Source organism: Acidithiobacillus sp. YTS05 (genome assembly GCF_024396695.1).
Taxonomy (GTDB): Bacteria; Pseudomonadota; Gammaproteobacteria; order Acidithiobacillales; family Acidithiobacillaceae; genus Igneacidithiobacillus; species Igneacidithiobacillus copahuensis.
In genome coordinates this window covers 1154534-1179630 of the sequence record NZ_CP094359.1, presented here as the reverse complement: position 1 = coordinate 1179630, position 25097 = coordinate 1154534, and the positions used below count along the sequence as shown (strand labels likewise).

Genomic DNA, 25097 nt, shown 5'->3' with positions numbered 1-25097 from the left:
CACGTCACGAGCACTGCGAGCATCCTGAAGTTTATCGAATCACGATTTGGGCTTGAGCCGCTCAACCACCGCGATCGCAATGCGTACGACATGATGGGTGCCTTTGACTGGTAACAACAACCAGAGAAATTCCATGTGTAATTGATCCTGACAAAGCATGGAAAGCTCATTCTTCCTTGTCCGCAACGTCCGAGGCTCAAACGACTGATAAGTTGATTGATTTGAACACTAGGTCACATTTATAAAGTTATAGTTGTCTATATAATATGAGCTTTGGAGGTGTTATGCCCTACCAACGCTCCCAAGTCCTGGCCACCCTCGCACTTGCGCCACCGGCGCAGCTCAGGGAGCTCGCGACCTGGGTTCCGGACTGGCCAAGCTATGAGCTGCTGCTGGGTCCACAGCTCGGTACTCTCTTGCTACCCGCACGAGCCGATGTTGAGGGCGATCCATTTTGTCTGACGGATCTTCTCGTCACCCAAGCTCATATCCGTGATGCCCGCGGGTACGAGGGGTTGGGCTGGCTCTTGGGAGATGATGCCGAGCATGCCCTTTGGATTGCTCGCTGGGATGCATTGTTGCAGGACACATCGAGCTGGGAGAGCTGGGGGAGACTTTTGATGGAGGCTCTACAAAAGTCCATAGACGACGATAACGCGTGCCAGCACGCGCAATATCGGGCCACGCAGGTGGACTTCTTCAATCTGGAGAACATGGAATGACGCGGGTACACCAGGATCAACGAAGCTTCCGCAGTTTGCTCGCTGCGATGAGCCGGCCGGGAATCCCACAACGGTTGCCGGATGCGGACACCTTTCCTTTCGGCAGTCTTGGGCTTGTTCTTTCCTGTCTACTGGACAGCGCGACCAGCATCTGCCTCTGGCCAGGCCTCGACAAGGAATTGGAAAACTGGGTTGCTGGTCTGAATGCCCGCAGAGCGTCCAACCTGCCCGCAGATTTCGTACTGGCGCGCGCGGCCGACTGGGATTGGTCGGCCCTGGATGACCTACCTCAGGGCAGCGAGGAGGCACCAGAAAACAGCGCGACCCTGCTCTGTTGGGCACTGCGCGGTCCAGGTCAGGATTATGTACTGCAAGGGCCGGGCATTAACGGTCAACTGACGACTTGGCTACCGCTAGCACCTTCCTTTCTTATGGCCTGGGAACGCAATCACGCCCGCTATCCGCAAGGGGTGGATGTCATACTCTTGCTACCGGACGCCTGCATTGGCCTGCCGCGCAGCACACAGATAGGACTACCCTGATGAGCTATGTAGCCAGCAAAGGGGGCGAGGCAGCCATCGACCAGGCACACCGCCTGGTGGCCCAGGAGATCGAAGGAAGGATCGACGACACAGCGCGCATTACCGAGACCCTGCGCTCCCAGCGCAAAGCCATCGATCGGGTCATGGCCGAGGCTGCTCTCCACGCACCGAAACTCGCGGCGCAGGCACTCCTACAGGGACAAGGAGATGTTCTCGAAGCGGTGTTTCTGCTGCGCGCCTATGCCGCCACCTTGCCCCGACTGGGGGAGGCACTGCCAATAGCTCTCGACGACGCCCGTGCAGAGCGACGGATTTCGGCGGTATTCAAGGACCTGCCGGGAGGACAGCGCCTTGGTGCCACCTACGATTACTCGCATCGCTTGATCGGATTTTTCGCCGGGATGGAATTGCCGCAGCATGATTTGGAGTCCAACGCCAAGCATGGCGAATCCGGTAATCTCGCGGAAATCCTTACGCGCGAGGGAATACTGGAGGCCAGCAGTGCTAATGAAAAAGGGCCGGCCGTCCCGCCCGATCTACGCGAGGAGCCTCTCCAATTCCCTGCCCCGCGGGCCTTGCGCCTGCAAGCGCTGGCCCGGGCCGATGAGGGGTTTGTACTCGGTCTGGCCTATTCCACACAACGCGGCTATGGACATACCCATCCGTTTCTGGGGGAATTGCGCAGCGGTCCGGCGCGGGTCTATGTGCAACTACCGGGAATTGTCGAAGCGGTCTGCATTGGCGAAGTGCATGCCGTCGAGGCAGAAACCGTGCACCAGCCAGCGACGGAACAGGCACAGTTCACTCGCGGTTATGGCCTGCAATTGGGCGGCAACGAGCGCAAAGCCATTGCCATGGCGCTGGTGGATCGCGCCCTGCGCGGCGCCGAGCTGGGGGAGGAGTGCAACGCTCCAGCGCAGGATCAGGAGTTTGTGCTGGCCCACGGTGACAACGTGGCAGCCATGGGCTTTCTGGAACACCTGAAGCTACCCCACCATGTAGATTTTCAGAGTGAGCTGCAGACCCTGCGCAATCTGCGGCAGGAAACCCTGAAGGACCCGGCGGCAGGAGCCGATGATGCAAGTGTCGTATAATTTCGCGTATCTGGATGAGGGCAGCAAACGTGCCATCCGCCGCAAACTGCTCAAGGCGGTGGCCATACCCGGTCATCAGATCTCTTTCCCCAGCCGTAATCTTCCCCTGCCCTATGGCTGGGGGACCGGAGGCATTCAGGTCACCGCGGCCATCCTGGGTAGTGACGATATCCTCAAGGTCATCGATCAAGGGGCGGACGATACCACCAACGCCATCTCCATTGCCCGGTTTTTTGCCCGCACCGCCGGGGTAAGCCGCAGCACCCGAAGCGACGAGTCGACTATCATCCAGACTCGCCACCGTATTCCAGAAACGCCCCTGCGCGAGGGACAGATCATGGTCTATCAGGTGCCCATGCCGGAACCCTTGTTCAAACTCGAAGCCCGGCAGACGGAAACCCTCCGCCTGCACGCCTGGGGAGATTACAGCCTCATGTATTTATCTCTTTTCGACCAGGTGGCGCGCCAGGGGCGTATCACCGTGAGTTACGATTACCCGGTCCTGGTCCATGGCCGGTATTTGATGTCTCCGTCTCCGATTCCGGCCTTCGATCTCCCGAAGCTGCATCAGAGCGCGGCTTTGCACCTTTTTGGCGCGGGACGGGAGCGTCGCCTCTATGCCGTACCTCCTTACACCAACGTTGAGCCTCTGCAGTTTTCCGACCATCCCTTCTGTCCCGAGTGGGAGCAACCGCCCTGCCATCGCTGCGGCAGCACAGAATCGTATAAGGACGAGATCATTCTGGACGATGCGGGCCGAAGACAATACGTCTGCTCCGACACCGATTATTGCCAGCGGAGAATAGAGGGATGACTCCGCAAATCGAGCCCTCCCTGCGCGCGCAGGACTTGGATTTTGCCTTTGGCCAACGCAAGGTGCTTCACGACGTGCATCTCGAACTCTATCCTGGTGAGGTGCTGGCCATCGTGGGCGAAAGTGGATCGGGGAAATCCACCCTGCTGCGACTGCTGCATGGCGATCTGCGGCCGAGTCGGGGGGTGGTGGAGGCTGATGATGGTCATGGCCGACGCTGCGATCTTGCCGAACTACGACAACAGGAACTGCGTCAATTGCAGCGCAGCCGCTGGGCGCTGATGACGCAAAACTCCCGCGATTCCCTGCGCATGCAGCATAGTGCGGGGGCCAACATTATCGAGCGTCGGCTGGCGCAGGGGGAACGTTCCTACGCCCGTCTGCGGGCGGAGGCAAAGGACTGGTTAGCGCGGGTGGAGATCGATCCTGACCGCATCGATGACACGCCCCAGCAATTTTCCGGAGGCATGCTCCAGCGCCTCCAGCTTGCCCGGGTGTTGATCAGTCGGCCCAGTATCCTGTTACTGGACGAGCCCACCAGCGGTCTCGATCTTTCCGTACAGGCAGCGGTTCTCGACCTGATCCGCAAGTTGGTCCAGAGCAGTGCCATGGCCGTTGCCCTGGTCACCCACGATCTGGGCGTTGCCCGCCTCCTCGCCCAACGGCTAATCATTCTGCAGGGTGGGCGAGTGGTGGAGGCAGGCCTGGTAGACCAGGTGTTGGAGGATCCGCAACATCCCTATAGCCAACTACTGGTCGCCTCGGTTCTGACCCTATGAATCTGCTCGAAGTGGAGTCCCTGGAAAAGACTTTTACCCTGCACTTGCGTGGCGGGCAGCGCTTACCCACTCTGCGCGCCCCAGATTTCCAGTTGCAGGCCGGCGAATGCGTGGCCCTGCGCGGGCCCTCCGGTGCCGGCAAGTCGACCCTCCTGCGTTGCGTTTTCGGTAGCTACCGGGTGGATTCCGGTAGCATTTATCTACATCACCAACAGCAATGCCTGGAACTCTCTCGCGCCGACTCCCGCAGCATCCTGGATGCGCGACGCTGGAGCATGGCGTACGCCAGCCAGTTTCTGCGGGTGATCCCCCGCGTATCGACCCTGGCGATCGTCGCCGAGCCAGCGCTATTACAAGGAAAATCCGACACAGAGGCGGCGGCGCGGGCCCGCGAGTTATTACTGCGCCTGAATATTCCGCTGGCGCTGCACCATTTGCCCCCCGCCAGCTTTTCCGGCGGCGAACAACAACGGGTGAATGTCGCCCGTACCCTGATCGGCACCCATCCCCTGCTCCTGCTGGATGAACCGACGGCTTCCCTGGACCCCGCCAATGCCGCCCTGATTCTTGCTGAAATTCGGCGTGCCAAGGAGAATGGTCGTAGCATTCTGCTCATCTTGCACGACCCGCAACAGATTCGAAAGCTTGCCGACCGCGAACTTATCCTTGCCGCTGGAGATGCCTGCTCATGAAGATCCGTGGATTTCGCAACGCCCGCCTGGTTCTGCCCGATGAAGTCGTGCTTGGTTCGTTACTGCTGGATGATGACGGCAAGATCCGGATCCTGGACGAGGGACCATCGAGTAGCTCGGAACTCCTCGACTGTGCCGGCGATTTCCTGCTTCCGGGCCTGGTGGATATCCATACGGACAACCTGGAGCGGCAGGTACAGCCGCGGACGCAGGCCCGTTGGCCCTCGCGCTCGGCCTTTCTAGCGCACGATGCCCAATGCATCGCGGCAGGAATCACCAGCGTTGCCGACGCCCTCTGCGTTGGTGACGCCGGCTTCGAGGCGCAGCGGGTGCAGACCTTACGCGACGCACTGGTCGACCTGCAACAGTTGCGCGCTGGCGATCAGTTGCGCGCCGAGCATTTTCTGCATCTCCGTTGCGAATTGCCGGTGGCCAATCTGCCGCAGTTGCTGCAGGAAAGCCTGGCGGCAGGACCCGTGCAGATGCTCAGTCTGATGGATCACACGCCGGGAGTGGGACAGCACACCAATCTCGAAAAATTCCGCTCGGGGCGCCGCGCGGAGGGTTTGAGCGAAGAGGAGTTGGAGCAGCGTATCGCGGAATCACAGGAAAGGCACCATCGCTATAGCGCCCAGAATCGCGCTTTCATTCTCGAGCTGCTACGCGACCGGCCTCTACCGGTAGCGAGTCACGACGATGTCACTCCAGAAGAAATCGAACGCAACGCACGCGATGGCATTCGTATCAGCGAGTTTCCAGTAACTCTTGCCGCTGCTCGGCATGCCGTGGATCTGGGCATGGCGACGGTGGCCGGCGCCCCCAATCTGGTGCGCGGTGGCTCCCACTCCGGCAATGTGGCGGTGGCTGATCTGGTGCGGGAGGGCGTAGTCAGCGCCCTGGCCTCTGACTACTACCCGAGCTCCTTACTGGAGGCAGCTTTCCTCCTGGCCGAGCAGAAGCTCGCCTCCCTTCCGCAGGCCATAGCCATGGTCACCAGTAGTCCAGCAAGACTATTGGGTCTGGAAGATCGCGGAAGTATGACCCCCGGACAGCGCGCAGATCTGCTGCGCGGGCGCTATCAGGACGGGCTGGTGACCCTGCGCGGAGTCTGGCGTGCGGGCGAGCGCGTCGGTTGAGAACCATGCGTGTCGCTCTCTACTATTTGCCGTTGGCCGATGATCCGCTGTGGGAGTGCGGAAGTCGTTGGCTGGGCTGGGACAGCCGTACAGTGTGCGCAGTCTCCCGACCCCATCCACAGGTACCGGCGGGGCGCGCCCAAGCTTATGGTTTCCACGCCACCATCAAGGCGCCCATGCCTCTCCAGGGCACTCTCGCAGATCTCGAAGCAGCGACCCGCTCTCTGCTGCAGCAGCATGAGCCGTTTCGTCTTCCGGATTTGCGTCTGGTGCTGGACGATGCCTTCCTGAGCCTGCGTTTGACGCAATCCTGCCCGGAATTGCATGCCCTGGCCGATGCCTGCGTTCGGGAACTGGACTCTTTCCGCCGTCCCTACAATGAGGAAGAGTTGCAGCAGCGATCCCGCGCCAGCTACAGCGAGCGCCAGCGAGCGCAGTTGCGGCAATGGGGGTATCCGCATGTCTTTACCGATTTTGTCTTTCACCTGACCCTGAGCGATGCAGTTCCCAAGCCCGACGCTTGGCTGCCGCAGACACAGGAATTTTTCTCGGAGGTACTCCTCCGTCCCCGCTTTTTGCGCTCCCTTGCGCTCTTGGTGCAAGACGATGCCAAAAATCCCTTTCGGGTCATCGCGGAAATTCCTTTGGGGGCCCGCGGATGAAATCATCCTTCGTCTGGGTGGCCGGCCCCTCCGGCGCAGGGAAAGATACCCTGCTCCGCCTTGCTCAGGAGGCCTTATGCGATGATCCCCGCGTTTATTTTGCCAGACGCTTGGTGACCCGGCCGCAGCCCGCCTGGGGAGAAGAATACGTACCGCCTGAAGAACTCACGGCCCTGGAAAAACAGGGCCGGCTTGCCCTTTCCTGGCAGGCACATGGCTGGGAGTACGCGCTACCCTGGTCGGCATTACCCCAGGATGGTCGCCTGGTAGTGGTCAGTGTATCGCGCCAGACCCTGCTCAGCTTGCGCCAGACTCTGGGGGGCAGCACGATCCTCATCGATGCCGACGCGCAGATTCGTCGCGAGCGCCTGCTGGCGCGGAATCGGGAATCTACCGACGCGATTTCCGAACGCCTGGCACGCCAAGTTCCTCTTGGCCCAGACGTGGTGGATTTTCCTATCTCCAACAACGGTGCCGTGGAAGATGCCCTGACGGATCTGCTCACGATCCTGCGGAATTTGCTAGACTGACTGCCATGCCCGTACATATCACCAACTTTCAGAACGGCATCAGCATCTGGAAACAGATCGCCGACGATCTTTACGCACGCATCGAGGCCAAGGAGTGGCCGAGCGGCGAACGCTTGCCGAGTGAGCAGTTTCTGGCCGAGGAATACGGCGTCAATCGTCATACCCTGCGCCGCGCATTGCAACAGCTTTGTGAATTGGGTGCGGCAGAAACCCGGCATGGTATCGGGACTTTTGTCGCCCAACCCCAGTTTGATTACCAATTAATGCAGCGTCCGCGTTTTTCTGAATGGGTCAAGAAATACCAGAAGCCTGGACACAATCAGATACTGGAAGCACAAATTCTGGACCTGGCGGATTTGCCCGAGCTGCGCCGTATCCAGTCCTATGGCGTTTTCCCAGATTTTCCGCGGGTCGCCATGGTCAAGACCCTGGGCTTCGTCGGGAACGAACCCATCTCCGTCGCCCGTCATCTCTTCTTTGGCGAGCACTTGCTGCCACTGGTGGAGGACCTGCGTGCCGGGCGCGGGATTACCGAGTCTCTGCGCCTGCGTGGCGTGCAGGATTACACCCGCATGCGCTCCACCATCCAGTCGTCTCTAGCACAAGCCAGCGAGCGCGAGCTCCTGCAATTGGCAAAGGGCGAATGTCTGTTGCTTTGTGAAAACGTCAACGTCGATCCTGCCGGGGTCGGTATCGAGTTTTCTACCGTACTGTACCCTGCCTCCCGCGTGCGGCTGGTCTACGAACCCGGCTAATTCAAGCCCACACAGATCGACGGTGCCGTTTACGCCCGGAAACGCTCCGGACGATACGGCCAGGGATCCACAAAGGGGTGCGCGTCATTCTCCAGCATCTGCGCCACCAGGCGGCCGGTACTCGGTCCCATGGTCAGGCCCTGGTGGCAGTGCCCAAAAGCAAGAAAGATGCCTGGCTGCTCCCGCAGCGGACCGATGATAGGTAGCATGTCCCCCGTACACGGACGATGTCCCAGCCAGGGTTTGGGGTCCAGGGGACGCCCCAGACCCGGGTAGAGCTTACGCGCCGCCGCCTCCGCCAGGCTTAGCTGGCGCAACGATGGTGGGTCATCCCGCCCGGCAAATTCGGCCCCGGTGGTCAGGCGCAGACCGTGGCGCATCGGTGCGAGTACATAACCCGCCTCGCTATCCAATACCGGCAGCGGCAGTCCCGGCTCTGCGCTTTGGGTATAATGCTGATGATAGCCCCGTTTAACGAACACTGGAGCCTGATACCCCAAGCGCTTAGCCCAATCTACCGTCCAGGCGCCCATGCTGAATACCAGCCAGGGAGCTTCTCCTGATTGTTTCTCGCCGCGGATACGCCAGCCGTGCGCGGTCTTTTCCAGTTCTTTGATGCCCTCCAAGACAAATTCGCCGCCCTGCTGTTGAAAGGTCCGCAAATAGGCCTGGGACAGCGCGACCGGTTCGATCAGTGCCAAAGGCTGGGTCCAGTGAATGGCGCCAGCGAGACCAGCGCGCAGCATGGGAAGGTGCTGTTTCAGCGCATTTTCGTCCCACAAGGCATATTCCACGTCAAAGTGCAGCTTTTTATAGGCGGCCGCCGCCGACTCCGCCGCCAAATGTTCCGGCTTCTGAAAGGTTTGTACCCAGCCCCCCGGCCGATACAACTCGCTGGCATCGGTCACGGCTGCCAGTGCCAGGTGGTCCTCCAGACAATGGCGAATGAGCGCTCCGTAGTCCTTGGCACTGCGTTGCAGACGATCAGGACGAGATGCGCGCCAATAGCGCAGAAAGGCGGGTGCCAGAGGCGGCAAGGCACGAAACCGGTACTGTGCACGACTGCTGCGATTGCCGGCGTAATGCCAAAGTTCATGAAGATCCCGCGGAAAGGGCTGGGGGAACACCGCCTCGCGTTGAATGAGTCCGGCATTGCCATAAGAGGTCCCCTCCCCCGCTGGCTGGCGATCCCAGAGTTGCACCTGCCAACCACGCAACTGCAACTGTAGCGCTATCGAGAGACCCACAATCCCCGCACCCGCCACCATCACGGACTTTGCCATAGCGCCGCCTCCCAGCCAATAAGCCAGAATTCAGAATAGCACAGACAGGAAGCAACGGCGGGAGTGCCCTAGCGGAAGCGCCTGAGCGGGACCTGCCGGGTGGCAGGCCCCGAATCATCACAGCGAAAAACTGCGCGGGCGCTGCCCCCAGTCGAACGCTCCGAGCATGTCGTAGGCATCGCGGTCGCGATGATTAAGTGGCGCCAAGCCAAAGCGGGTCTCAATGAACTTGAGGATACTGGCCGTACTCGCCAGATGGTGGTCCACTAGACCCTGACGCGCCCAGGGACTGATCAGCAGTGCCGGAATGCGGGTACCGAAGCCGTACTCATCTACCACCTTGGGTGGCAGCGAGTCCCAGAAACCGCCGCCCTCGTCATAGGCGATGAAAATGGCGGTCTTTTCCCAGGCTGGCCCCTCTCCTACCGAACGAACCAAGCGCTCGACCCACTCCATCCCCACTGCGGAAGCAGAATCGGCAGGATGTTCGTCATGCGCAGCACTCGCCTTGATGAAGGATACCCCAGGCAGTTTGCCCTGCCGCGCATCTTCCAGAAAGTCGTCGGCGTCGCGCATGTGCCCATCCCGAACGTAATCAAACCAGCGCGGATAATATTGGAACGGATTGTGGTGGGCGACGTAGAGCTGCGAGGTTTCCACCACAGCAGAGCCATCTCCTGGACCAAAGGCGGTTTTCAAGGCCCAGGGCTTTACCCGATTCCAGTTTTCGTTATACCAGGCCCAATCGACCTTGGCGGCGTTGAGGCGATCGCCAATGTTGTCGTAGGTCTGTGCGGCGGGAGGCGGGCTGATCTTCAATACCTTTGGCTCACCGGCGTTGGTCGGACCCTGCAGCGGCGGCAGGTCGTTCACCATCACCCGACGATGGTCGTAAGGCAGGTCGAAGAAGGCATGCTGCAGACCGGCTTCATGAGGGTCGAAGGGCGCAACATTTTCGTCTGGGACAGTCGGATTGACGCAAGAGCGGCACGCCGCCAGATACAGCGCATTTCCCGTACTCCCACCGCTCATGGCCTGATAGAAATGATCGAAGAGCACATATTCATGCGCCATGCGGTGGTAAAACGGCAGGTCCGCCGCCTCATAATAGCCCAGCACCGGGCCGCTGGGCCGGGCCAGATCAAAGGCAATCTGCGCCGGCGTCATCTTGCGAAATTCATCGCGGCTGAGGTGCGTGTGGGCGCCACCCGCCAGCGCCACGAAAAGATCCATCTTACCGTTGTTGACCTCTGCCATCATGCGGAAGAAACGGTGCTTGGGATCCCAGCGCACGTTACCATTGGCGGGGATGTACGGCGCCAGATGAAATGGCTGGTTGGGCAGACTCGCCTGAGTAAAAGCCGGAATTTCCGTGGGTAATGGCAGATTGGCGTACGGGATGCCCGCGGGATTTTTTTGCAGGTTGGTAAAGCGCGGATCGATTTTTCCGGCAGCGTCCAAAAGATTGACCACCTTTTGGCCATTACGCGGCTGAAATGTCCCGAAGTAATGATCAAAACTCCGGTTTTCCTGAAAAATCACGACGACATGCTCGATCTTGCTGCGCAGCATCTGCTCACTGCTGCCGCCAGCCGCATGGGCCACACCCAACAGATGCGGGCCAGCAACGGCGGCACCGGCACCCAGACCCAGATGCTTCAAAAATGAACGACGATTCATGGATTGCAAAATACGCTCCTTGTCTTAGGGCAAAATATGGATGAGTTTTGCGCAATTTCCCTTCCGTCCGGCCATAAACGCGCCTGGACGAGGAAACTCCTGGAGGGCATTGGCACGGATGGTGATCCATGCCTCGGTGAGGATGGTTCCCTCACCCTGCAGCTCGTGGCCGCTATGGTTGTCACTACTCTCGCAACGCAGTTCTAGAGACTCTGCATTGGGAAGATGAAATGCCGTAGTATAAGCGCGCAATAGATCGTTGCGCTTGACCCATTGCCCACGGTGATCCCGCACGTATGCCGTAAAACTGCTGGCATTGACGTCCCCCAACAAGCGCAGGGCCGTCTGAAAAAAGGGATCGGGCTTTTCCCCGAAACAGGCCTCGTGCTTGTAATATTCATGGCGATCCAGGCAGACCTTGCGCATGGGCATATTGGCGCTCAGCTCGCTGCTGACTGCGGGCGACAGTTCGAGGGAGGGCAACGAACAACTGTCGTGAGGGGCGGTACTCTGGTTCTGGAACCAAAAACAGCCGTGCTGCCACCAGGTTTTGGGCTCCATTCCACTCGCAATGAGCTGTTGCGGGCGGCTGGCCCAGAGACCGTGCAGACTCCACTGCTGGCTGGCGCGAGACGCAGGCGTCAGATCGTCACAAGCGGCGCCCACCCGTGTCCAGGTGGCACAAACGCCAGGCTGCCAGAGCATGGCGAAGGTGTAGTGTGCAAAGCGTAGGTTCGGAACAACCGGCACGACGGCTGTCTCGGCCTGGGCGCCGCCTACAAACAGACTCAACAGCGCCAAACACGCAAGCGCAAATTTTTTCACAGCTCCCTCCAGATTGCCGGCTACCCGTGCCTGAGCAATATTATGAATTGGCAGATAGATGTACTTCTACATCAAAGACTGTTGCTTTTTTCGGCATATCTTTGGTAAACGGCGGATACGCTCCGCTCTTGACCGCTTGCAAGGCAGCGCGGTCAATCGCTCCCACTCCACTCGATTGCGCCAGCCGCGCCCAAAGCAATTGGCCGGAGGGTGTCAATTCGAAGCTGATCACCGCCGTACCACTCAGGTGCATCAGCCGTACCGCTTCCGGTACATGGGCATCGGATTGCACCTGTGCGCGCACTAAGGCCGCATAGCGAGCAATAGCGGCCTGAGCCAAGGCCGGACTCGGTGCTGGCGGAGGCGGCGGTGGCGGCGTCACCGGGGGTGCTGGCGGCACGACGGGTGCCATGGGCATAGGCGTCTTGGCCACCAATGGTTTGGGCGTTGGCGCGTGATGCACCACCGGATGTGGGATTGGGTGCGGAACCGGCTTTGGCACCGGATGCGGAATGGGCTTCGGTAGCGGCTTTGGGTGTACCACCGGCTTGGGTGGTGGCGGCACCGGCTTGGGCTTGGGCGGCTGCACCATATGAATGGCAATCCGCTTGGGTTTGGGCGGTGGCGGTGGACTCTTCTGGTTGCTGACCCAGATCAGTCCTGCCACCAGCGCAAGCTCGATGACGGCACCGATGATCAACGCCCGACCGAAATACCCTTTGGGCTGAGGCGCCGGGGAACGCGGAGACAGTACAGCGCTCATCTCAGCTCGCCTTGGCCGCCAGGCCGATATCGCTGGCGCCCGCCTTCTGGCAGGTATCCATGACGTTGATGAACTTCTGGTAGGCCACGGCCTTGTCCGCGGCAATGGTAATCACAGTCTTGCCCGGATCGCCGTCCCCGCGGATAAGATTCTCGAGCCCCGCCAGATCATAGTGCTGATTTTTGACCACTACCGTACCATCCTCTTGAATGTTGATGGTCATGTGAGGGCGCGGCAACTGCTTCGCCTCGCTCGACTGCGGCAGCTGCAGATTGAGGCCCTGGTCCGGAATCATCTGGATCGTGATCATGATAAAGAACACCAGCAGAAACAGCATGATGTCAATCATCGGGATGATCTCGACGCGCCCCTTCTTGCGTTCGAAATAACGCCGCTCCATCAGCCGGCCCTCGCCATGGCTACTGGCTGCACTGAAGATTCACTGGGATCGGCATCGGGATGCAGCATGGGCTGTCCATCCATGCGATTGAGCAGCATGGTCTTCACCGAATCGAGCTGCAACAAGATCATGCGTACCTGATTGTTGAAGGCATTGAAGGTGAGCAGGCCCAGAATGGCAATAAAAAGACCAGAGGCCGTGGCCACCAGGGCATCGGCGACGCCCGCGGTAACTTCCGTGGGTGCATGACCTGGCGCTGCCAGCACATGGAAAGCGTGGAACATGCCGATAATCGTACCAAAGAGACCGAGCAGCGGTGCCAAGGTGATGATGGTATCGAGCAACCAGAGACGGCGATCAAGTTGGGGAGCGAGCACGATCACCGCTTCTTCCAGACGATTGGCCAGGGCATCGCCCTTGACCTGGCCGGCATGGCTGGCCGCCATGCGCAACAGGCTCGCTTCCGGCAGACCGCCAGCCTGTTCGGCGAGACGGTCGAGTACGGCACGGTCCAGTCGACCATGACCGGCCAGTTCGTGAACGATAGCGTCACCGCGCGCCAAGGTGCGGCGCAGGTACCAGAAGCGGTCGACCATGACGGCCAGTTCGATCAGTAACAGAGCCATCAGGAAATATAGGATGCCATCGGAATAGTTGGCCAGATGTACGAGGTAAGCGATGTTCACGAAAATACTCTCCTGTTTTGCGAAGGCCTCAACGTATCAGAATCATGTGACACTATGATGAAGCCTAGATGACAAAAATATGACACTTGAAAGCCCTTATTTCGCCCGCGGAATGCTTAGGCGATAACCAAATCCGTGCACGGTCTGCAACCAGCTGGAGGCATCGACCTCCTCCATCCGTTTGCGTAGACGGTGAATCTGCGCCGCCACGGTGTTCTGTTGCACCTGCCTCTTGCTCATCGTCAGGTGCTGCGCGATCTCCGTCGGCGAAAAGGCACGTTCCGACTGCTGCGCCATGTAGTGAAACAAGTGGAACAGCCGTTTGGTCAGGTGCAATTCCTTGTCAAAGATATATACGCGACGACTTTCCGGATCGACACGCAGGATCCCCGGAATATCGATCGCCATTTGTTCCCAAGCGTGTCCATGCCGCAGCAGCGCAGTCGCTTGGGCCAGCACTAGTGCCTCGCTGGCAGGCGTTCCCACGTAGACATTGACACCGGCGTCGAGGGCGATCATCGCCTCCTCGTCGCCCTCAGGACCGAGCGCCATAACCGCTGTGCCACAATGGAGAAGTTGTTCCTGACTCTCCTGCAAGGTGGCAGCTAGCTGGCTGCCCCAGTCAGCGAAAATCAGCAGCTGCGGCGACCACTGCCGCAACTGTGTACCGAGCGCCGCAACATTCTGTACCTGCCTGGGCACGGCCCGCTGGCTACGCAACCGCTTCTCCAGAGAATCGGTGAAGGGTCCATCGCCATGCAGCATCACGCGTGCATGGTACAGTGGATCGATCTCCTCCCAGCGGGTGGCGGCAAGCAGGGTCAAGAGATCACGCAGGTGTATGGCGTGATGCATGCTTTCAGCGATGAGGGCATAGATCATGGTGATCCCCTGTGCGTTTTTGCGTACAAATGAGGCTTTCTGACGCAGTAGTGTAACGTTTTTATGTGACGTTTTTATGAATCTTTTATGACACTTTTGTGACAGTATGCTGACTACGGACGATATCGCGAAAATGCGAGACAAAACTTTCACGACCTGGCTATAATTCGCCGAGATCCTCGGCCAAAACATCCTGCATGACCGAATTGCAGCAAGCCTTACTCCCCAAAACCTGGCGCGGCAACTGCCGGGCCATCTTTGTTTCCGACATCCACCTGGGTAGCAAGGGCTGTCAGGCCGAGGCATTACTGGATTTTCTTCGCCACTACGAAGCCGAGTACCTCTATCTGGTGGGCGACATCATTGATTTCTGGGCCCTGAAACGGCGCTGGTACTGGCCCGTTGCCCACAGCACCGTCATTCAGAAGGTGCTGCGTCAGGCCCGGGCAGGGGTGCAGGTCACCTACGTACAGGGCAATCACGATCCCGTTCTGGGTCTGCTGGACTCCTTTCTGGAGGGCGACGAGCACCGACTCGCTGTGGGAGAAATCCGGATTGTTCCGCATTGTGTCCACCAAACCGCCAACGGACGGCGCTTGTGGATCACCCACGGCGACCAATTCGACCTCAGCATGCACTATGCCCGCTGGCTCACGCATCTGGGCGACCGCGGCTACAGCCTGTTGCTGACTCTAAACCGATGGCATCAGCGCCTCAACCGACTGCTGGGGATCCGCAGTCATTGGTCCTTGAGCGCCTTTATCAAACATCGTATCAAGCGTGCCGTCCAGTTCATCAGCCAGTACGAGGAATTCGTCGCCCGGGAATGCCGCCGGGGCGGTTATGACGGTGTGGTCTGCGGCCATATCCATCACGCCGAAATCAAGCAGATGAACGGCATTGAATACTACAACGATGGCGACTGGGTGGAGAGCTGCACCGCCTTGGTCGAGGACTTTGACGGCACCCTACGGCTGGTTCGTTGGCCGGATCTGGAGACAGAATGAAAATCGCCTTGGTTACCGATGCCTGGTCCCCCCAGGTGAATGGAGTCGTCCGCGCCTTACAGGCGACGGTACAGGAACTGCAAAGGCTCGGGTACGAAGTGCGGGTGCTTCATAGCGGTGCGGGTGCCACCATACCCTGTCCCAGCTATCCAGAAATCCCTCTTGCTACCCAGCCTTTCGCCCTGGTCCGACAGACTTTCCAGGAATACCGCCCAGATGCGATACACATCGCTACCGAAGGGCCTCTCGGCCTTGCCGCACGGCTATGGTGCGCAGGCCACCAATGGCAGTTCACCACGTCCTTCCATACCCGCTTTGCGGAATATCTAGCCGCCAGATCCCCCGTACCCCTCGCCTGGAGCTATGCTTTCCTGCGCAGGTTCCATAACGGCGCCGCACACACCATGGTGTCCAATGTCGCTTTGGCCGACGAGTTGCGGGGCTGGGGTTTCCGCAATCTGGTGCAGTGGAGCCGCGGCGTCGATAGCGATCTCTTTCGTCCCTGGCCAGATCAGGATCCGGCCGCCTTGCTTCCGGGAAAGCGTCCAGCCTTCGTGTATTTTGGTCGGGTGGCCATCGAAAAGAATGTGGAAGATTTTCTTCGCCTCGAACTGCCGGGCAGCAAGCACATCATTGGCGACGGACCGCAGGCTGCGGAGTTGCGTGAACAATACCCGGATGTGCATTGGCATGGCATGCAGCACGGCGAGGAGCTGAGCCGCCATGTGGCAGCTGCCGATGTCATGGTCTTTCCCAGCCGTACCGACACCCTCGGTCTCGTGATACGCGAGGCGAATGCCTGCGGCGTGCCCGTGGCGGCTTATCCGGTCACAGGTCCGCAAGCGAGTATTGTCGATGGGATCAACGGCTTTCTGCGTGATGACCTGCGGGAGGCAGCCATTCTTGCGCTGGACCTGCGCCGCGACGACTGTCGCAACGCCGCCCTGCAGTATAGCTGGGACAAATGTACGGCGGATTTTCTCCGCCACCTGGTTCCGGTGCAGGGGACGTAATCAGGCCGCTTCCCGGGCAATCACCTCGGGATCCGGCTTGCCACCCGTCTCCGGTAAGGTCTCGCCCGCCATCTCTACCCCCAGGATCTGCGTCAGCACTGCGCCCAACAGGCCCGCGGAAGCCAGGATGAGCAGCAAGCCACCGATGCCAAAATGTGCCTGGAGAATGGGCAACAAAAAGACACTGGTGGCAGCGCCGACCCGACTGAATGCCGTACTGAAACCATGACCGCTGGCGCGTAGCTCGGTCGGATAGAGCTCGGTAGGAATGATCCAGGTAGTGTTGCCGGGCCCGAAACTGTTGGCGACCTGAAAAAGGATCAGGCCCACGGCGACGATGGCGAAGGGCGGTTGCCCCGTTAGGGCGAAGGCACCAACCAGTGCCAGACCGACGGCGTCCCCAAGAAAACCCCAGATCTGCGTCTTGCGCCGACCGATCCGGTCAATGAGCAGGGCCAGAGGTACCCAGCCGAAGACAAAGCTTGCCGTGAAAAGCGCATTCCCGATCACCGCCTGCTCCTGCGTGTGTAGCCCCAGATGCAACAGCATGATAGGCAGGAAGATGGCCATGGCGTATCCCATCACGTCCATCAGAAACCAGGGGATGGCGGCATAGAGGGTGCGGCGAAGATAGGTTTTGCCGAACAGATCGAACCAATTGTGTTGCTTTGCCCCATCCATGCTGGCGGCCAGCTCTTGTAACGCGGCGTGCCGCTCGGATTCACTGAGCTGCGGCGCGAGCCAGGTGACGACCTCGCTGGCCTCCTGCAGGCGGCCACGACGGATGAACCAACGCGGTGACTCCGGCAAATTACGCCGGAGCCACAGCACCAGCACCGCCGGTACTGCGCCGGAAACCAGCATCCATCGCCAGGCGTCGGGACCGGTGTGCAGAAGAAGGAGCCCAACGATACTTGATACCAGCGCCCCTCCCATCCACAGCCCGAAAATCCAGGTCATTGCCGCACCACGTGATTTTTTGGGGAGGAATTCGGCCATGTAGGTGGAGCTCAGGGGGTAGTCTGCTCCCACCCCGAGCCCCAGGAAAAAACGCAAAACGATCAGTGAGGTGGCATCCCAGGCAAAGCCGGAGAGCAATGCCGCGAAGAAAAATGCAGCGATATCGATCAGGTAGATCGTTTTACGCCCCCAGCGATCGGCAATCGGTCCACCGAATAATCCTCCCACCAGCGCGCCCACCAGCGCCGCTGTACCCAGCCCCCCTAATTCGGATGGCGTCAGATGCCATTGCTCCTTGAGCAGAATGAGGGCGATCGCCATGATGCTGAGGTCATAGCCATCGAGAAAAATGCCCAAACCTGAGGCCCACAATATGCGCCGATGTTTCCGCGTGACCGCCTGCCGATCGAGAGCGTTGACCGCATCCATGAATGCACCTGCGTGTTCTGACGAAACTCGAAGCGTAGCATATTATTATGACACTTTTATGAACGTGGCATATCGGCCGGACAAGGCTCCTATTTGTAATAATCTTGTCATATTCCCTGACAATCCGCTGAGCATTGCCATGACGCCCGACTCTCGCCTACTCTTCCACAAGCAATGATAGGAACGACTCATGATGCAAAAACGAATTCTGGTATTGGGTGGTGATGGTTTTTGTGGTTGGCCAACGACCCTGCACCTCTCAGCCCGGGGCCACGAGCTACATATTGTCGATAATTTTGTGCGCCGTCGCCAGGACGAGGAACTGGGGGTGCAGTCGCTGACGCCGATCCGCCCGCTTTCGGAGCGCATCGAAGCCTGGCGCGACGTCAGCGGACACGATCTCGGTCTCAGCACGCTGGACATCGCCCGTGATTATGCTGAACTCAAGAACCTGATCGGGCAGTGGCGCCCGGATGCCATTGTCCATTTTGCCGAGCAACGATCGGCACCCTATTCCATGAAGTCTTCCTGGCACAAACGTTTCACGGTCGATAACAATCTCAATGCCACCCATAACGTCCTCTGCGCCATTGTCGAAAATGGTCTGGAGGAGTATACCCACTTGGTTCATTTGGGAACGATGGGAGTATATGGCTATAAAACTTCGCGATTCAAATTGCCGGAGGGATATCAGCGCGTACGGATTTTGTCCCACGAAAACCAAGAAGAAGGAGAAGAGACAGAAATTCTCTATCCACCAGATCCCGGCTCCATTTACCACATGACCAAAACCCAGGATCAATTATTTTTCTATTACTACAACAAGAACGACGGGCTGCGGATTACGGATCTGCACCAGGGGATCGTCTGGGGTACGGAGACTGCGGAGACTCTGTACGATGAGCGTTTGATCAATCGCTTTGACTACGATGGCGATTTTGGCACCGTTCTCAACCGCTTCATTTTGCAAGCGGCGGTCGGCCACCCCCTTACGGTGCACGGGACCGGGGGCCAGACTCGCGCCTTTATTCACATTCGCGATACCGTACAGTGCATTCGCTTGGCCATCGAGCACCCACCCGCGACCGGAGAGCGCGTTCGGGTATTTAACCAAACCACGGAAACCCATCGCGTGCGCGACCTGGCCCGTCTGATTCATGAACTCACCGGCGCGGAAATGCAATTCGTTGACAACCCCCGCAATGAACAAGTAGAAAACGAGCTCCAAGTGGAAAACCAGGGGTTGCAAAACCTGGGATTGCAGCCCATTACTCTTTCTGCCGGGCTTTTGGCCGAAGTATCTGAAGTTGCGGGAAAGTATCAGCATCGCTGTCAAAGCAGCAAAATTCCGGCACGTTCCCGCTGGCGCACACAAAATTAAATTCAGCAGGCCATCCTGAGCCACGTACTGGTGCATCCAACAGGAAATAATATACTTACTTATATTAAGTATAATGATGTATATTTTTACGTTTATAATAACCTGAAATATTATAATACATCAATATAAGACTCTTTTTTTATATAACCGCACAAACAAAGCATAGAAAATTCGACGTTGTGCATGTAGCGACTTGTAAGCTATAAAGATCAATGTTCAGACTAAGTTATCTCTGGATACGCTAGGAGAAATTACATGCTATTCCGCAAATTCACTCGTCGGGGGAAGTATGCGCTGGCCCCCGCACTTACCCTACCGTTGGCCGGCTGCGCCAAGGGTTCGCCCTGGTGGATCTTCGACCCGAAAGGCGTCGGAGCGCATGCCAGCTTTATCTATATGATGATTGATGTAGGAGTCATGCTCGCCATTGTCGGTGTCACGGCACTACTTATCGTCTGGTTCATGTGGAAGTACCGTAAAGGCAGTAATCGGGGTGCTTACGACGGCAAATGGGCACATTCCAATACACTGGAAGTCGCCTTTTGGGGCATTCCCATCATCGCCGTAGGCTTTCTCGCCTGGGCGGTTTCAGTTAATGGCAGCTTTGCCGTCAATCCCTACAATCCCACAGCGGTCACCAAACATCTGAAGCCCAATGGTGATCCCATCGACATCGACGTAATCGCCACCGACTGGCAGTGGCTTTTCATTTATCCGCAGTATCATCACATAGCCATTGCCAACAAACTGGTAATTCCCGCCCATACACCGGTGTTTTTCCGCCTGACATCAACCGCCGTTACGACGGATTTCTTCGTCCCTCAACTCATCGGCATGATCGACGTAATGCCCGGTATGCGCACCAAAGACGCCTTGATGAGCGATCACCTGGGCAGCTATCAAGGAATCGCCGCCGATTACTGTGGTGCAGGTATGTCGTGGATGCTCTTCAAAACACACGTGGTCAGCAAAGCGGATTTTGATCGCTGGACCCAGATGATGGAAAACAATCCTGATACCATGAGCTACCAGCAATTCAACCGCTTTGCCGAACCCTATATCAACGTGCATGAAAAAACACCGGCATGGGGTCGTGTAGAACCTGGCCTGTTTGATCATGTGATGCTGGAGGTCATGAATGGCAAGAAGTGGCCGTTGCCTATGTTCATGACCGAAAACATGTTCCATTACCTGAAAATTCAAGCCGCAGAACATCGCGCATAAGTCGCAGACAGCATGGAGATTCGCTATGTTGGTTAACGTACCTGGACCTTGGAGTCCATTATTGGGACGCTTGGCGCTGTCCGAAATCCCCTACACCAATCCTATCCTGGCACCACTCTTTATAGTAATTGTACTCGCCGGCATTGCTTTGATTGCTGGAGTAACGTATTACGGTAAGTGGGGCTATTTGTGGAAAGAATGGTTCACCACCGTCGACCATAAAAAACTAGGCATCATGTATATCATCCTGGGGCTTATCATGCTGTTTCGCGGCTTCATCGATGGTTTGATGATGCGCACCCAGCAAGCCCTCGGCGACGGCCCCGGCGATAATGGCATGAAGCTCATGGGGGCAATTCATGGCTATCTGGCACCATTCCATTTTGGCCAGATCTATAGTGCCCACGGGTTGATCATGATTCTATTAGCGGCAACACCGCTATTGGTAGGCCTCATGAATATCATCGTACCGTTACAGATCGGCGCCCGCGATATGGCCTATCCGTACCTCAATGCCCTAGGTCTATGGATCACCACCGCAGCGGTTTTCCTGATCATGATATCGCTCTTCGTGGGCGACTTCTCCCACAATGGCTGGTTCGGCTATGCGCCGATTTTTGAAATGGCGTACAGCCCGGGCGTTGGGGTGGATTACTGGATCTGGACTTTGGAGTTGGTTGCCCTCGGGACCACGCTAGGAAGCATCAACTTTCTCGCCACGGTGGTGAAAATGCGAGCGCCGGGAATGACCTGGGGCCGTTTACCGGTATTCACCTGGACAGCGGTTTCTGCAAACATCATCGCCCTGACCTCCTTTCCCTGTCTGCAGGTGGCCCTGGCCTTGGTAGGCGCCGATCGCTATCTGGGCACCCACTTCTTTACCGCCGGATTCGGTGGCAATCTGATGCTCTATACCAATCTCTTTTGGCTCTGGGGCCATCCAGAAGTCTATTTCGTTATCCTTCCCGCCTTCGGCATGCTCTCCGAGGTAATCCCGGCATTTTCCGAGAAGCCTATATTTGGCTACATCACTATGGTGTTGGCCTCCTTTGCCATCGCGGGCGTATCGTGGATCGTTTGGTTGCACCATTTCTTTACCATGGGAATGGGCCCGTATGTCAGTACGGAATTCAGTATCGCAACCATGCTGGTGGGCATACCAACGGGCGTCAAAGTCTTCAACTGGGCCTTTACGCTATATCGCGGTCGCCTGACTTTCTCGGCTGCCATGTTGTGGTCCATCGGGGCACTTTTCCTGCTGCTCATCGGCGGTCTGACCGGTATGATGCTGGCCATTCCAGCCATCAACTATATGGTACACAACAGCGTCTTTGTTGTTGCACATTTCCACATGATGCTGCTGTGTATCGTCTACGCGGTATTTAGCGCCATCATTTTCTGGTTCCCCAAGATCTATGGCTTCAAACTCAACGAGGTCTGGGGAAAGATCATGTTCTGGCTCTTTTCCGCTGGAACCTTCCTGGTATTCTTCCCCATGTTTATGCTGGGTTTCATGGGCGAAACGCGGCGTCTGGACTGGCCATTCAACCCCCAGTGGGGAGCTTGGTTCGATGTGCAGGAAATTGGCATCTTTGTCTATGTACTATCGGTCCTTGCGTTCCTCTGGATGTTGTATGTGAGTATTCGCGATCGTCACGCTAATCGCGTACACACCGCCGACGCTTGGGGTACTTCCCGCAGCCTGGAATGGCTAACCGACACACCTGTGCCTTTCTATAACTTTGCCATGGTGCCGCATATCAATGCGTTGGATGAAGTCGCATGGCGTCGTGAACATGGCTTCATGGATAAGAAGCCAGATCACTTCAAGGCGATCCACATGCCGAACAACACACCTATCGCTTTGTACATTGGTGCGTTGACCTTCTTGGTAGGCTTTGGGCTTACTTGGCGTGTTTGGTGGCTGACCCTCGCGTCTTTGATTCTTGCGGTCATTCTCATGATTTATCGCTCCAACAAAGGCGATCCCGGCTACATCATTCCTGCCGAGAAAATGGAGGAAATGGATCGCGAATCCAAGGCACGCATGCTGAGTGACGATAGTCACCAGGTTCCGCACGGTGGCGGCTTCTCCGGCGGTACGGTGACTGCGTATGCAGCGCTCGATCGCGATGCCTCCGGACCGCTGACTCCACCGAGCGATTCCCGACATCTGTAAGCACCACTTGGGGCTGATCGCGAATTTCGCCATCGGCCCCGGTTTCGAATACTAAGGAGTTATTATGCATGCTCAAGACAAGGTGGTGGATCCCAATGAGGTAGTGCTGTGGTCTGACGACTACGAAGGGCACGACGTCATTTCCACCAGAACTTTCGGCTTTTGGATGTATGTACTGAGTGATGGCATGCTGTTTGCCACTCTTTTTGCCGCCTACGGCGTTCTCAGCTACAGCCACAGCTATTACACTGGCCCCACTCCGGCACAGTTTGTCGCACCCTGGTATACTTTCATCCAAACCATGGCGCTGTTTCTGAGTGTTCTGGCCTATGGTTTTGCGATGACCGCACTCAAAAGTGGCAGCAAGGCCGGAGTAGTAAACGGTATCATTGCCTCCATGCTGCTGGGTGGGGTATTTCTGGGCTTGAATGTCCATGACGTGCTGCGCATGATCAGTATCGGCGTCACTCCGGAGACCAGTGGCGGATTATCCGCCTTTTACGCCCTGACTCAGGTGCATGCAGCGCACATTTTTGTCGGTCTGATCTGGATGCTCGTCATGCTTTACCAAATCATGCGCCAGGGTTTCACGGAGGATACCGTAGGCCGTCTCATTAGTCTGCGCATGTTCTGGCAATTCCAGGCCGTCATGTGGGTGTTCATTTATATATTTGTTTACCTCTGGGGGTATATGTCATGAGTCATGGACACAGCGATCCCATTCATCATCCTGAAGTACAGATGGCTACGAACCGTAATTATATCACGGGATTCGTGGTTTCCTCTCTACTGATGCTCGCCGCTACGATTCTGGTAAAAGATCACGTTCTGCCATCTTTCGGCCTACTGTTGGCCATTATTGGTTGCGCGGGTATTGCCATCATTGCCCAAGTCTATTTCCTTCTGCATATCGATATCTCCGAACACAACATCTGGAACACCGTAGCTTTGGTAATGTTTATTCCGTTGTTCATCATCACGATTGGTCTCACCTGGTGGATGTTCTCACAACTGTACATGCGGACCATGCCCATGATGCCGGGCATGCCAGGAATGCACTGAGCAAAAACGCGGTCGGGGCCCTCGTAAGGCGGGTGCCCTACTGCAAAACGGAGGCAAAGTATGAGCCCAGAAATCACAATCGGTCTCGCCGTTTTGTTGGCGCTATTCGTTTTTGCTCTCGTGGCAGGAATGATCATCCTCCGCCGCATCCTGAAGCTCGATCAGGATCGGAAAACGCCCGGAACAGCTCAAGACATGCCGATCAGGGACGCCCTGACGAAGTGATCCTGAGCTGCAAGCCAGGCTTGGTGAACCTGCAACAACCCCCTATAATGCGCATCGAATGCCGGCATAGCTCAGCAGGTAGAGCAGCTGATTTGTAATCAGAAGGTCACGAGTTCGATTCTTGTTGCCGGCACCAATAAACTCAATGACCTGGAAAGGTTTCCTCCCGCCTTTTTCTTTTCCATTGATTTTTCGCTCCACTGGCGCGACACTGAGCCCGGAAAGGCACTGTCGCGGAGGTGACGCATGGCAACTATTTCTCCCCGGTTCGACGACCAAGATGTTCGCATCGGTTGGCAGGTTCGCATACGAAAAAAAGGCTACCCGCAACAGGTCAAGACCTTCCGAACCAAGTCCGAAGCGCAAGCCTGGGCAAAGTCCGTGGAAACAGAAATGGAACGCGGAGCGTGGCGCGATCGGACCGAAGCCGAAGCCACCACCTTGGCAGATGCACTTGACCGATACCGGGAAGAAGTGTCCAGTCGAAAACGGACGGCAAGCAAAGAGGCCTCGATCATTCGGCAGTGGCAGGGACGACCTCTTGCACGGGTCGCGTTGGCACGGATCCGGTCCAAGGACATTGCCAATGCCATTTCCGACATGGAACGCGAGAGCAAAAGCGCCAATACCATTCGTCTGCATCTCGCCTTGCTCTCTCATCTATTCACAACAGCGGCAACGGAATGGGGCATGGAATCGTTGGGTAATCCGGTGCAAGTGGCAAGAAAGCGCAAGCCCAAGCTCCCCCAGGGCCGCGACCGTCGCCTGCAGGGTGATGAAGAAGAACGCCTGTTTAGAGAATGCGCCAAAGCAAAGAATCCATGGCTCCTGCCTGTCGTGCGCTTCGCCATCGAAACGGCAATGCGCGCGGGCGAGATCCTGGAGACCAAAGGCAAGACCGACGAAGACGGCAATCGCCCGATCCAGACCACCGGCCTGCTCTGGAAGAATGTCGATCTGAACCGCCGGGTAGCTTTCTTGCCAGAGACGAAGAACGGCAGCGCCCGTACCGTGCCACTCTCATCTACTGCCGTCGAAGTCTTGCGAGGATTGTCGCGCTCTCTGGACGGCAAGGTCTTCGGAACTACTTATGAGGCGATCCACTTGTCCTTTGCCCGTGCCTGCAAGCGCGCCGAGATCGAGGATCTGCGCTTCCACGATCTGCGGCACGAGGCCACCAGTCGCCTGTTCGAGAAAGGCCTGAACCCCATGGAAGTGTCGACCATCACCGGCCACAAGACATTGCAGATGTTGAAGCGGTACACTCATCTCAGGGCTGAGGATCTGGCGAAGCGGCTGGGATAGAGGTTGTCGTGGGGTCAGTGCCAGTGATGTCGGACGCCATACCTGGGTAGGATGCGGCGTGGGTGAC

The 25097-nt window shown here is 57.6% G+C and carries 27 protein-coding genes and 1 tRNA gene; 20 read left to right on the top strand and 8 right to left on the bottom strand.

The features are described from left to right. Nucleotides 1–284 precede the first annotated feature (284 nt). Genes phnG through MQE22_RS05860 form a run of 10 tightly spaced genes read left to right on the top strand, consistent with a single transcriptional unit; the run spans nt 285 to nt 7726 of the window. Entirely contained in the window at nt 285–722 is a 438-nt protein-coding gene (gene phnG / locus MQE22_RS05905) for a phosphonate C-P lyase system protein PhnG (protein WP_215885784.1), read from the top strand. Beyond that, on the top strand, nt 719–1264 hold the full coding sequence (gene phnH, locus MQE22_RS05900) for a phosphonate C-P lyase system protein PhnH (protein WP_215873334.1): 546 nt from the start codon (nt 719–721) through the stop codon (nt 1262–1264). The genes phnG and phnH overlap by 4 nt, the downstream gene beginning before the upstream one ends. Beyond that, nucleotides 1264–2358: a carbon-phosphorus lyase complex subunit PhnI gene (locus MQE22_RS05895; RefSeq protein ID WP_215873333.1), complete on the top strand. Its 1095-nt coding sequence runs from the start codon at nt 1264–1266 to the stop codon at nt 2356–2358. Before phnH ends, MQE22_RS05895 begins: the two co-directional genes overlap by 1 nt. Beyond that, entirely contained in the window at nt 2339–3172 is an 834-nt protein-coding gene (locus MQE22_RS05890) for an alpha-D-ribose 1-methylphosphonate 5-phosphate C-P-lyase PhnJ (RefSeq protein ID WP_215873332.1), read from the top strand. The genes MQE22_RS05895 and MQE22_RS05890 overlap by 20 nt, the downstream gene beginning before the upstream one ends. Next, complete coding sequence (locus tag MQE22_RS05885; protein WP_215873331.1) at nt 3169–3951, top strand: ATP-binding cassette domain-containing protein; 783 nt, start codon at nt 3169–3171, stop codon at nt 3949–3951. The genes MQE22_RS05890 and MQE22_RS05885 overlap by 4 nt, the downstream gene beginning before the upstream one ends. Further along, nucleotides 3948–4643 (top strand): phosphonate C-P lyase system protein PhnL, encoded by a 696-nt coding sequence (phnL, locus tag MQE22_RS05880; RefSeq protein ID WP_215873330.1) that lies wholly within the window; start codon nt 3948–3950, stop codon nt 4641–4643. The genes MQE22_RS05885 and phnL overlap by 4 nt, the downstream gene beginning before the upstream one ends. After that, nucleotides 4640–5779, top strand: a complete 1140-nt coding sequence (locus MQE22_RS05875; RefSeq protein WP_215873329.1) for an alpha-D-ribose 1-methylphosphonate 5-triphosphate diphosphatase — start codon at nt 4640–4642, stop codon at nt 5777–5779. Before phnL ends, MQE22_RS05875 begins: the two co-directional genes overlap by 4 nt. 5 nt (nt 5780–5784) lie before the next feature. Further along, nucleotides 5785–6441, top strand: coding sequence for a DUF1045 domain-containing protein (locus MQE22_RS05870; protein ID WP_226827176.1), 657 nt, complete (start codon nt 5785–5787; stop codon nt 6439–6441). Continuing rightward, nucleotides 6438–6971 carry an AAA family ATPase gene (locus MQE22_RS05865; RefSeq protein ID WP_215873327.1) on the top strand — a complete coding sequence of 178 codons (534 nt, stop codon included), beginning with the start codon at nt 6438–6440 and terminating at the stop codon, nt 6969–6971. The genes MQE22_RS05870 and MQE22_RS05865 overlap by 4 nt, the downstream gene beginning before the upstream one ends. Nucleotides 6972–6976: 5 nt before the next feature. After that, entirely contained in the window at nt 6977–7726 is a 750-nt protein-coding gene (locus tag MQE22_RS05860) for a GntR family transcriptional regulator (protein WP_215873326.1), read from the top strand. A gap of 29 nt (nt 7727–7755) precedes the next feature. Here MQE22_RS05860 and MQE22_RS05855 read toward each other — a convergent pair whose 3' ends face one another. The 7 genes from MQE22_RS05855 to MQE22_RS05825 all read right to left on the bottom strand — a co-directional run bounded on the left by MQE22_RS05855 (nt 7756) and on the right by MQE22_RS05825 (nt 14245). Then, nucleotides 7756–9009, bottom strand: a complete 1254-nt coding sequence (locus MQE22_RS05855) for an NAD(P)/FAD-dependent oxidoreductase (protein WP_255790242.1) — start codon at nt 9007–9009, stop codon at nt 7756–7758. Between the two features lie 117 nt (nt 9010–9126). Further along, entirely contained in the window at nt 9127–10689 is a 1563-nt protein-coding gene (locus MQE22_RS05850) for an alkaline phosphatase family protein (protein WP_226827144.1), read from the bottom strand. A 24-nt stretch (nt 10690–10713) separates the two neighbouring features. Continuing rightward, a complete protein-coding gene (locus MQE22_RS05845) occupies nt 10714–11514 on the bottom strand; it encodes a ribonuclease T2 family protein (RefSeq protein ID WP_255790240.1) in 801 nt (266 codons plus the stop codon). 40 nt (nt 11515–11554) lie between these two features. Beyond that, complete coding sequence (locus tag MQE22_RS05840; RefSeq protein WP_215873323.1) at nt 11555–12277, bottom strand: energy transducer TonB; 723 nt, start codon at nt 12275–12277, stop codon at nt 11555–11557. A gap of 1 nt (nt 12278) precedes the next feature. Further along, the gene (locus tag MQE22_RS05835; protein WP_215873322.1) at nt 12279–12677 is read right to left on the bottom strand and encodes an ExbD/TolR family protein; all 399 of its coding nucleotides are present in this window, start codon (nt 12675–12677) and stop codon (nt 12279–12281) included. Beyond that, nucleotides 12677–13363, bottom strand: a complete 687-nt coding sequence (locus MQE22_RS05830) for a MotA/TolQ/ExbB proton channel family protein (protein ID WP_215873321.1) — start codon at nt 13361–13363, stop codon at nt 12677–12679. The genes MQE22_RS05835 and MQE22_RS05830 overlap by 1 nt, the downstream gene beginning before the upstream one ends. Before the next feature lie 96 nt (nt 13364–13459). After that, on the bottom strand, nt 13460–14245 hold the full coding sequence (locus MQE22_RS05825) for a winged helix-turn-helix transcriptional regulator (RefSeq protein WP_215873320.1): 786 nt from the start codon (nt 14243–14245) through the stop codon (nt 13460–13462). A gap of 197 nt (nt 14246–14442) precedes the next feature. On the opposite strand from MQE22_RS05825, the gene MQE22_RS05820 reads away from it, so the two are divergent. Together MQE22_RS05820 and MQE22_RS05815 are read left to right on the top strand one after the other, a co-directional pair. Then, nucleotides 14443–15252, top strand: a complete 810-nt coding sequence (locus tag MQE22_RS05820; protein WP_215873319.1) for a UDP-2,3-diacylglucosamine diphosphatase — start codon at nt 14443–14445, stop codon at nt 15250–15252. Then, nucleotides 15249–16265 carry a glycosyltransferase family 4 protein gene (locus tag MQE22_RS05815; RefSeq protein ID WP_215873318.1) on the top strand — a complete coding sequence of 339 codons (1017 nt, stop codon included), beginning with the start codon at nt 15249–15251 and terminating at the stop codon, nt 16263–16265. Before MQE22_RS05820 ends, MQE22_RS05815 begins: the two co-directional genes overlap by 4 nt. Here the strand turns inward: MQE22_RS05815 and MQE22_RS05810 are convergent, their stop codons facing one another. Further along, nucleotides 16266–17654: an MFS transporter gene (locus MQE22_RS05810; RefSeq protein ID WP_215873317.1), complete on the bottom strand. Its 1389-nt coding sequence runs from the start codon at nt 17652–17654 to the stop codon at nt 16266–16268. Nucleotides 17655–17844: 190 nt separating this feature from the next. On the opposite strand from MQE22_RS05810, the gene MQE22_RS05805 reads away from it, so the two are divergent. The 8 genes from MQE22_RS05805 to MQE22_RS05770 all read left to right on the top strand — a co-directional run bounded on the left by MQE22_RS05805 (nt 17845) and on the right by MQE22_RS05770 (nt 25030). Next, nucleotides 17845–19035, top strand: a complete 1191-nt coding sequence (locus tag MQE22_RS05805) for an NAD-dependent epimerase/dehydratase family protein (RefSeq protein WP_226827141.1) — start codon at nt 17845–17847, stop codon at nt 19033–19035. 255 nt (nt 19036–19290) lie between these two features. After that, nucleotides 19291–20259, top strand: coding sequence for a ubiquinol oxidase subunit II (locus MQE22_RS05800; protein WP_215872589.1), 969 nt, complete (start codon nt 19291–19293; stop codon nt 20257–20259). A gap of 25 nt (nt 20260–20284) precedes the next feature. Beyond that, complete coding sequence (locus MQE22_RS05795) at nt 20285–22438, top strand: cbb3-type cytochrome c oxidase subunit I (RefSeq protein WP_215872590.1); 2154 nt, start codon at nt 20285–20287, stop codon at nt 22436–22438. A gap of 64 nt (nt 22439–22502) precedes the next feature. Next, nucleotides 22503–23138, top strand: coding sequence for a cytochrome c oxidase subunit 3 (locus MQE22_RS05790; protein WP_215872591.1), 636 nt, complete (start codon nt 22503–22505; stop codon nt 23136–23138). Then, nucleotides 23135–23500 (top strand): cytochrome o ubiquinol oxidase subunit IV, encoded by a 366-nt coding sequence (locus MQE22_RS05785; protein ID WP_215872592.1) that lies wholly within the window; start codon nt 23135–23137, stop codon nt 23498–23500. Before MQE22_RS05790 ends, MQE22_RS05785 begins: the two co-directional genes overlap by 4 nt. 60 nt (nt 23501–23560) lie before the next feature. Next, on the top strand, nt 23561–23725 hold the full coding sequence (locus MQE22_RS05780; RefSeq protein ID WP_215872593.1) for a hypothetical protein: 165 nt from the start codon (nt 23561–23563) through the stop codon (nt 23723–23725). Between the two features lie 60 nt (nt 23726–23785). Further along, a tRNA-Thr gene (locus tag MQE22_RS05775) sits at nt 23786–23861 on the top strand. A 110-nt stretch (nt 23862–23971) separates the two neighbouring features. Continuing rightward, entirely contained in the window at nt 23972–25030 is a 1059-nt protein-coding gene (locus tag MQE22_RS05770; RefSeq protein ID WP_215872594.1) for a site-specific integrase, read from the top strand. Nucleotides 25031–25097: the final 67 nt, after the last annotated feature.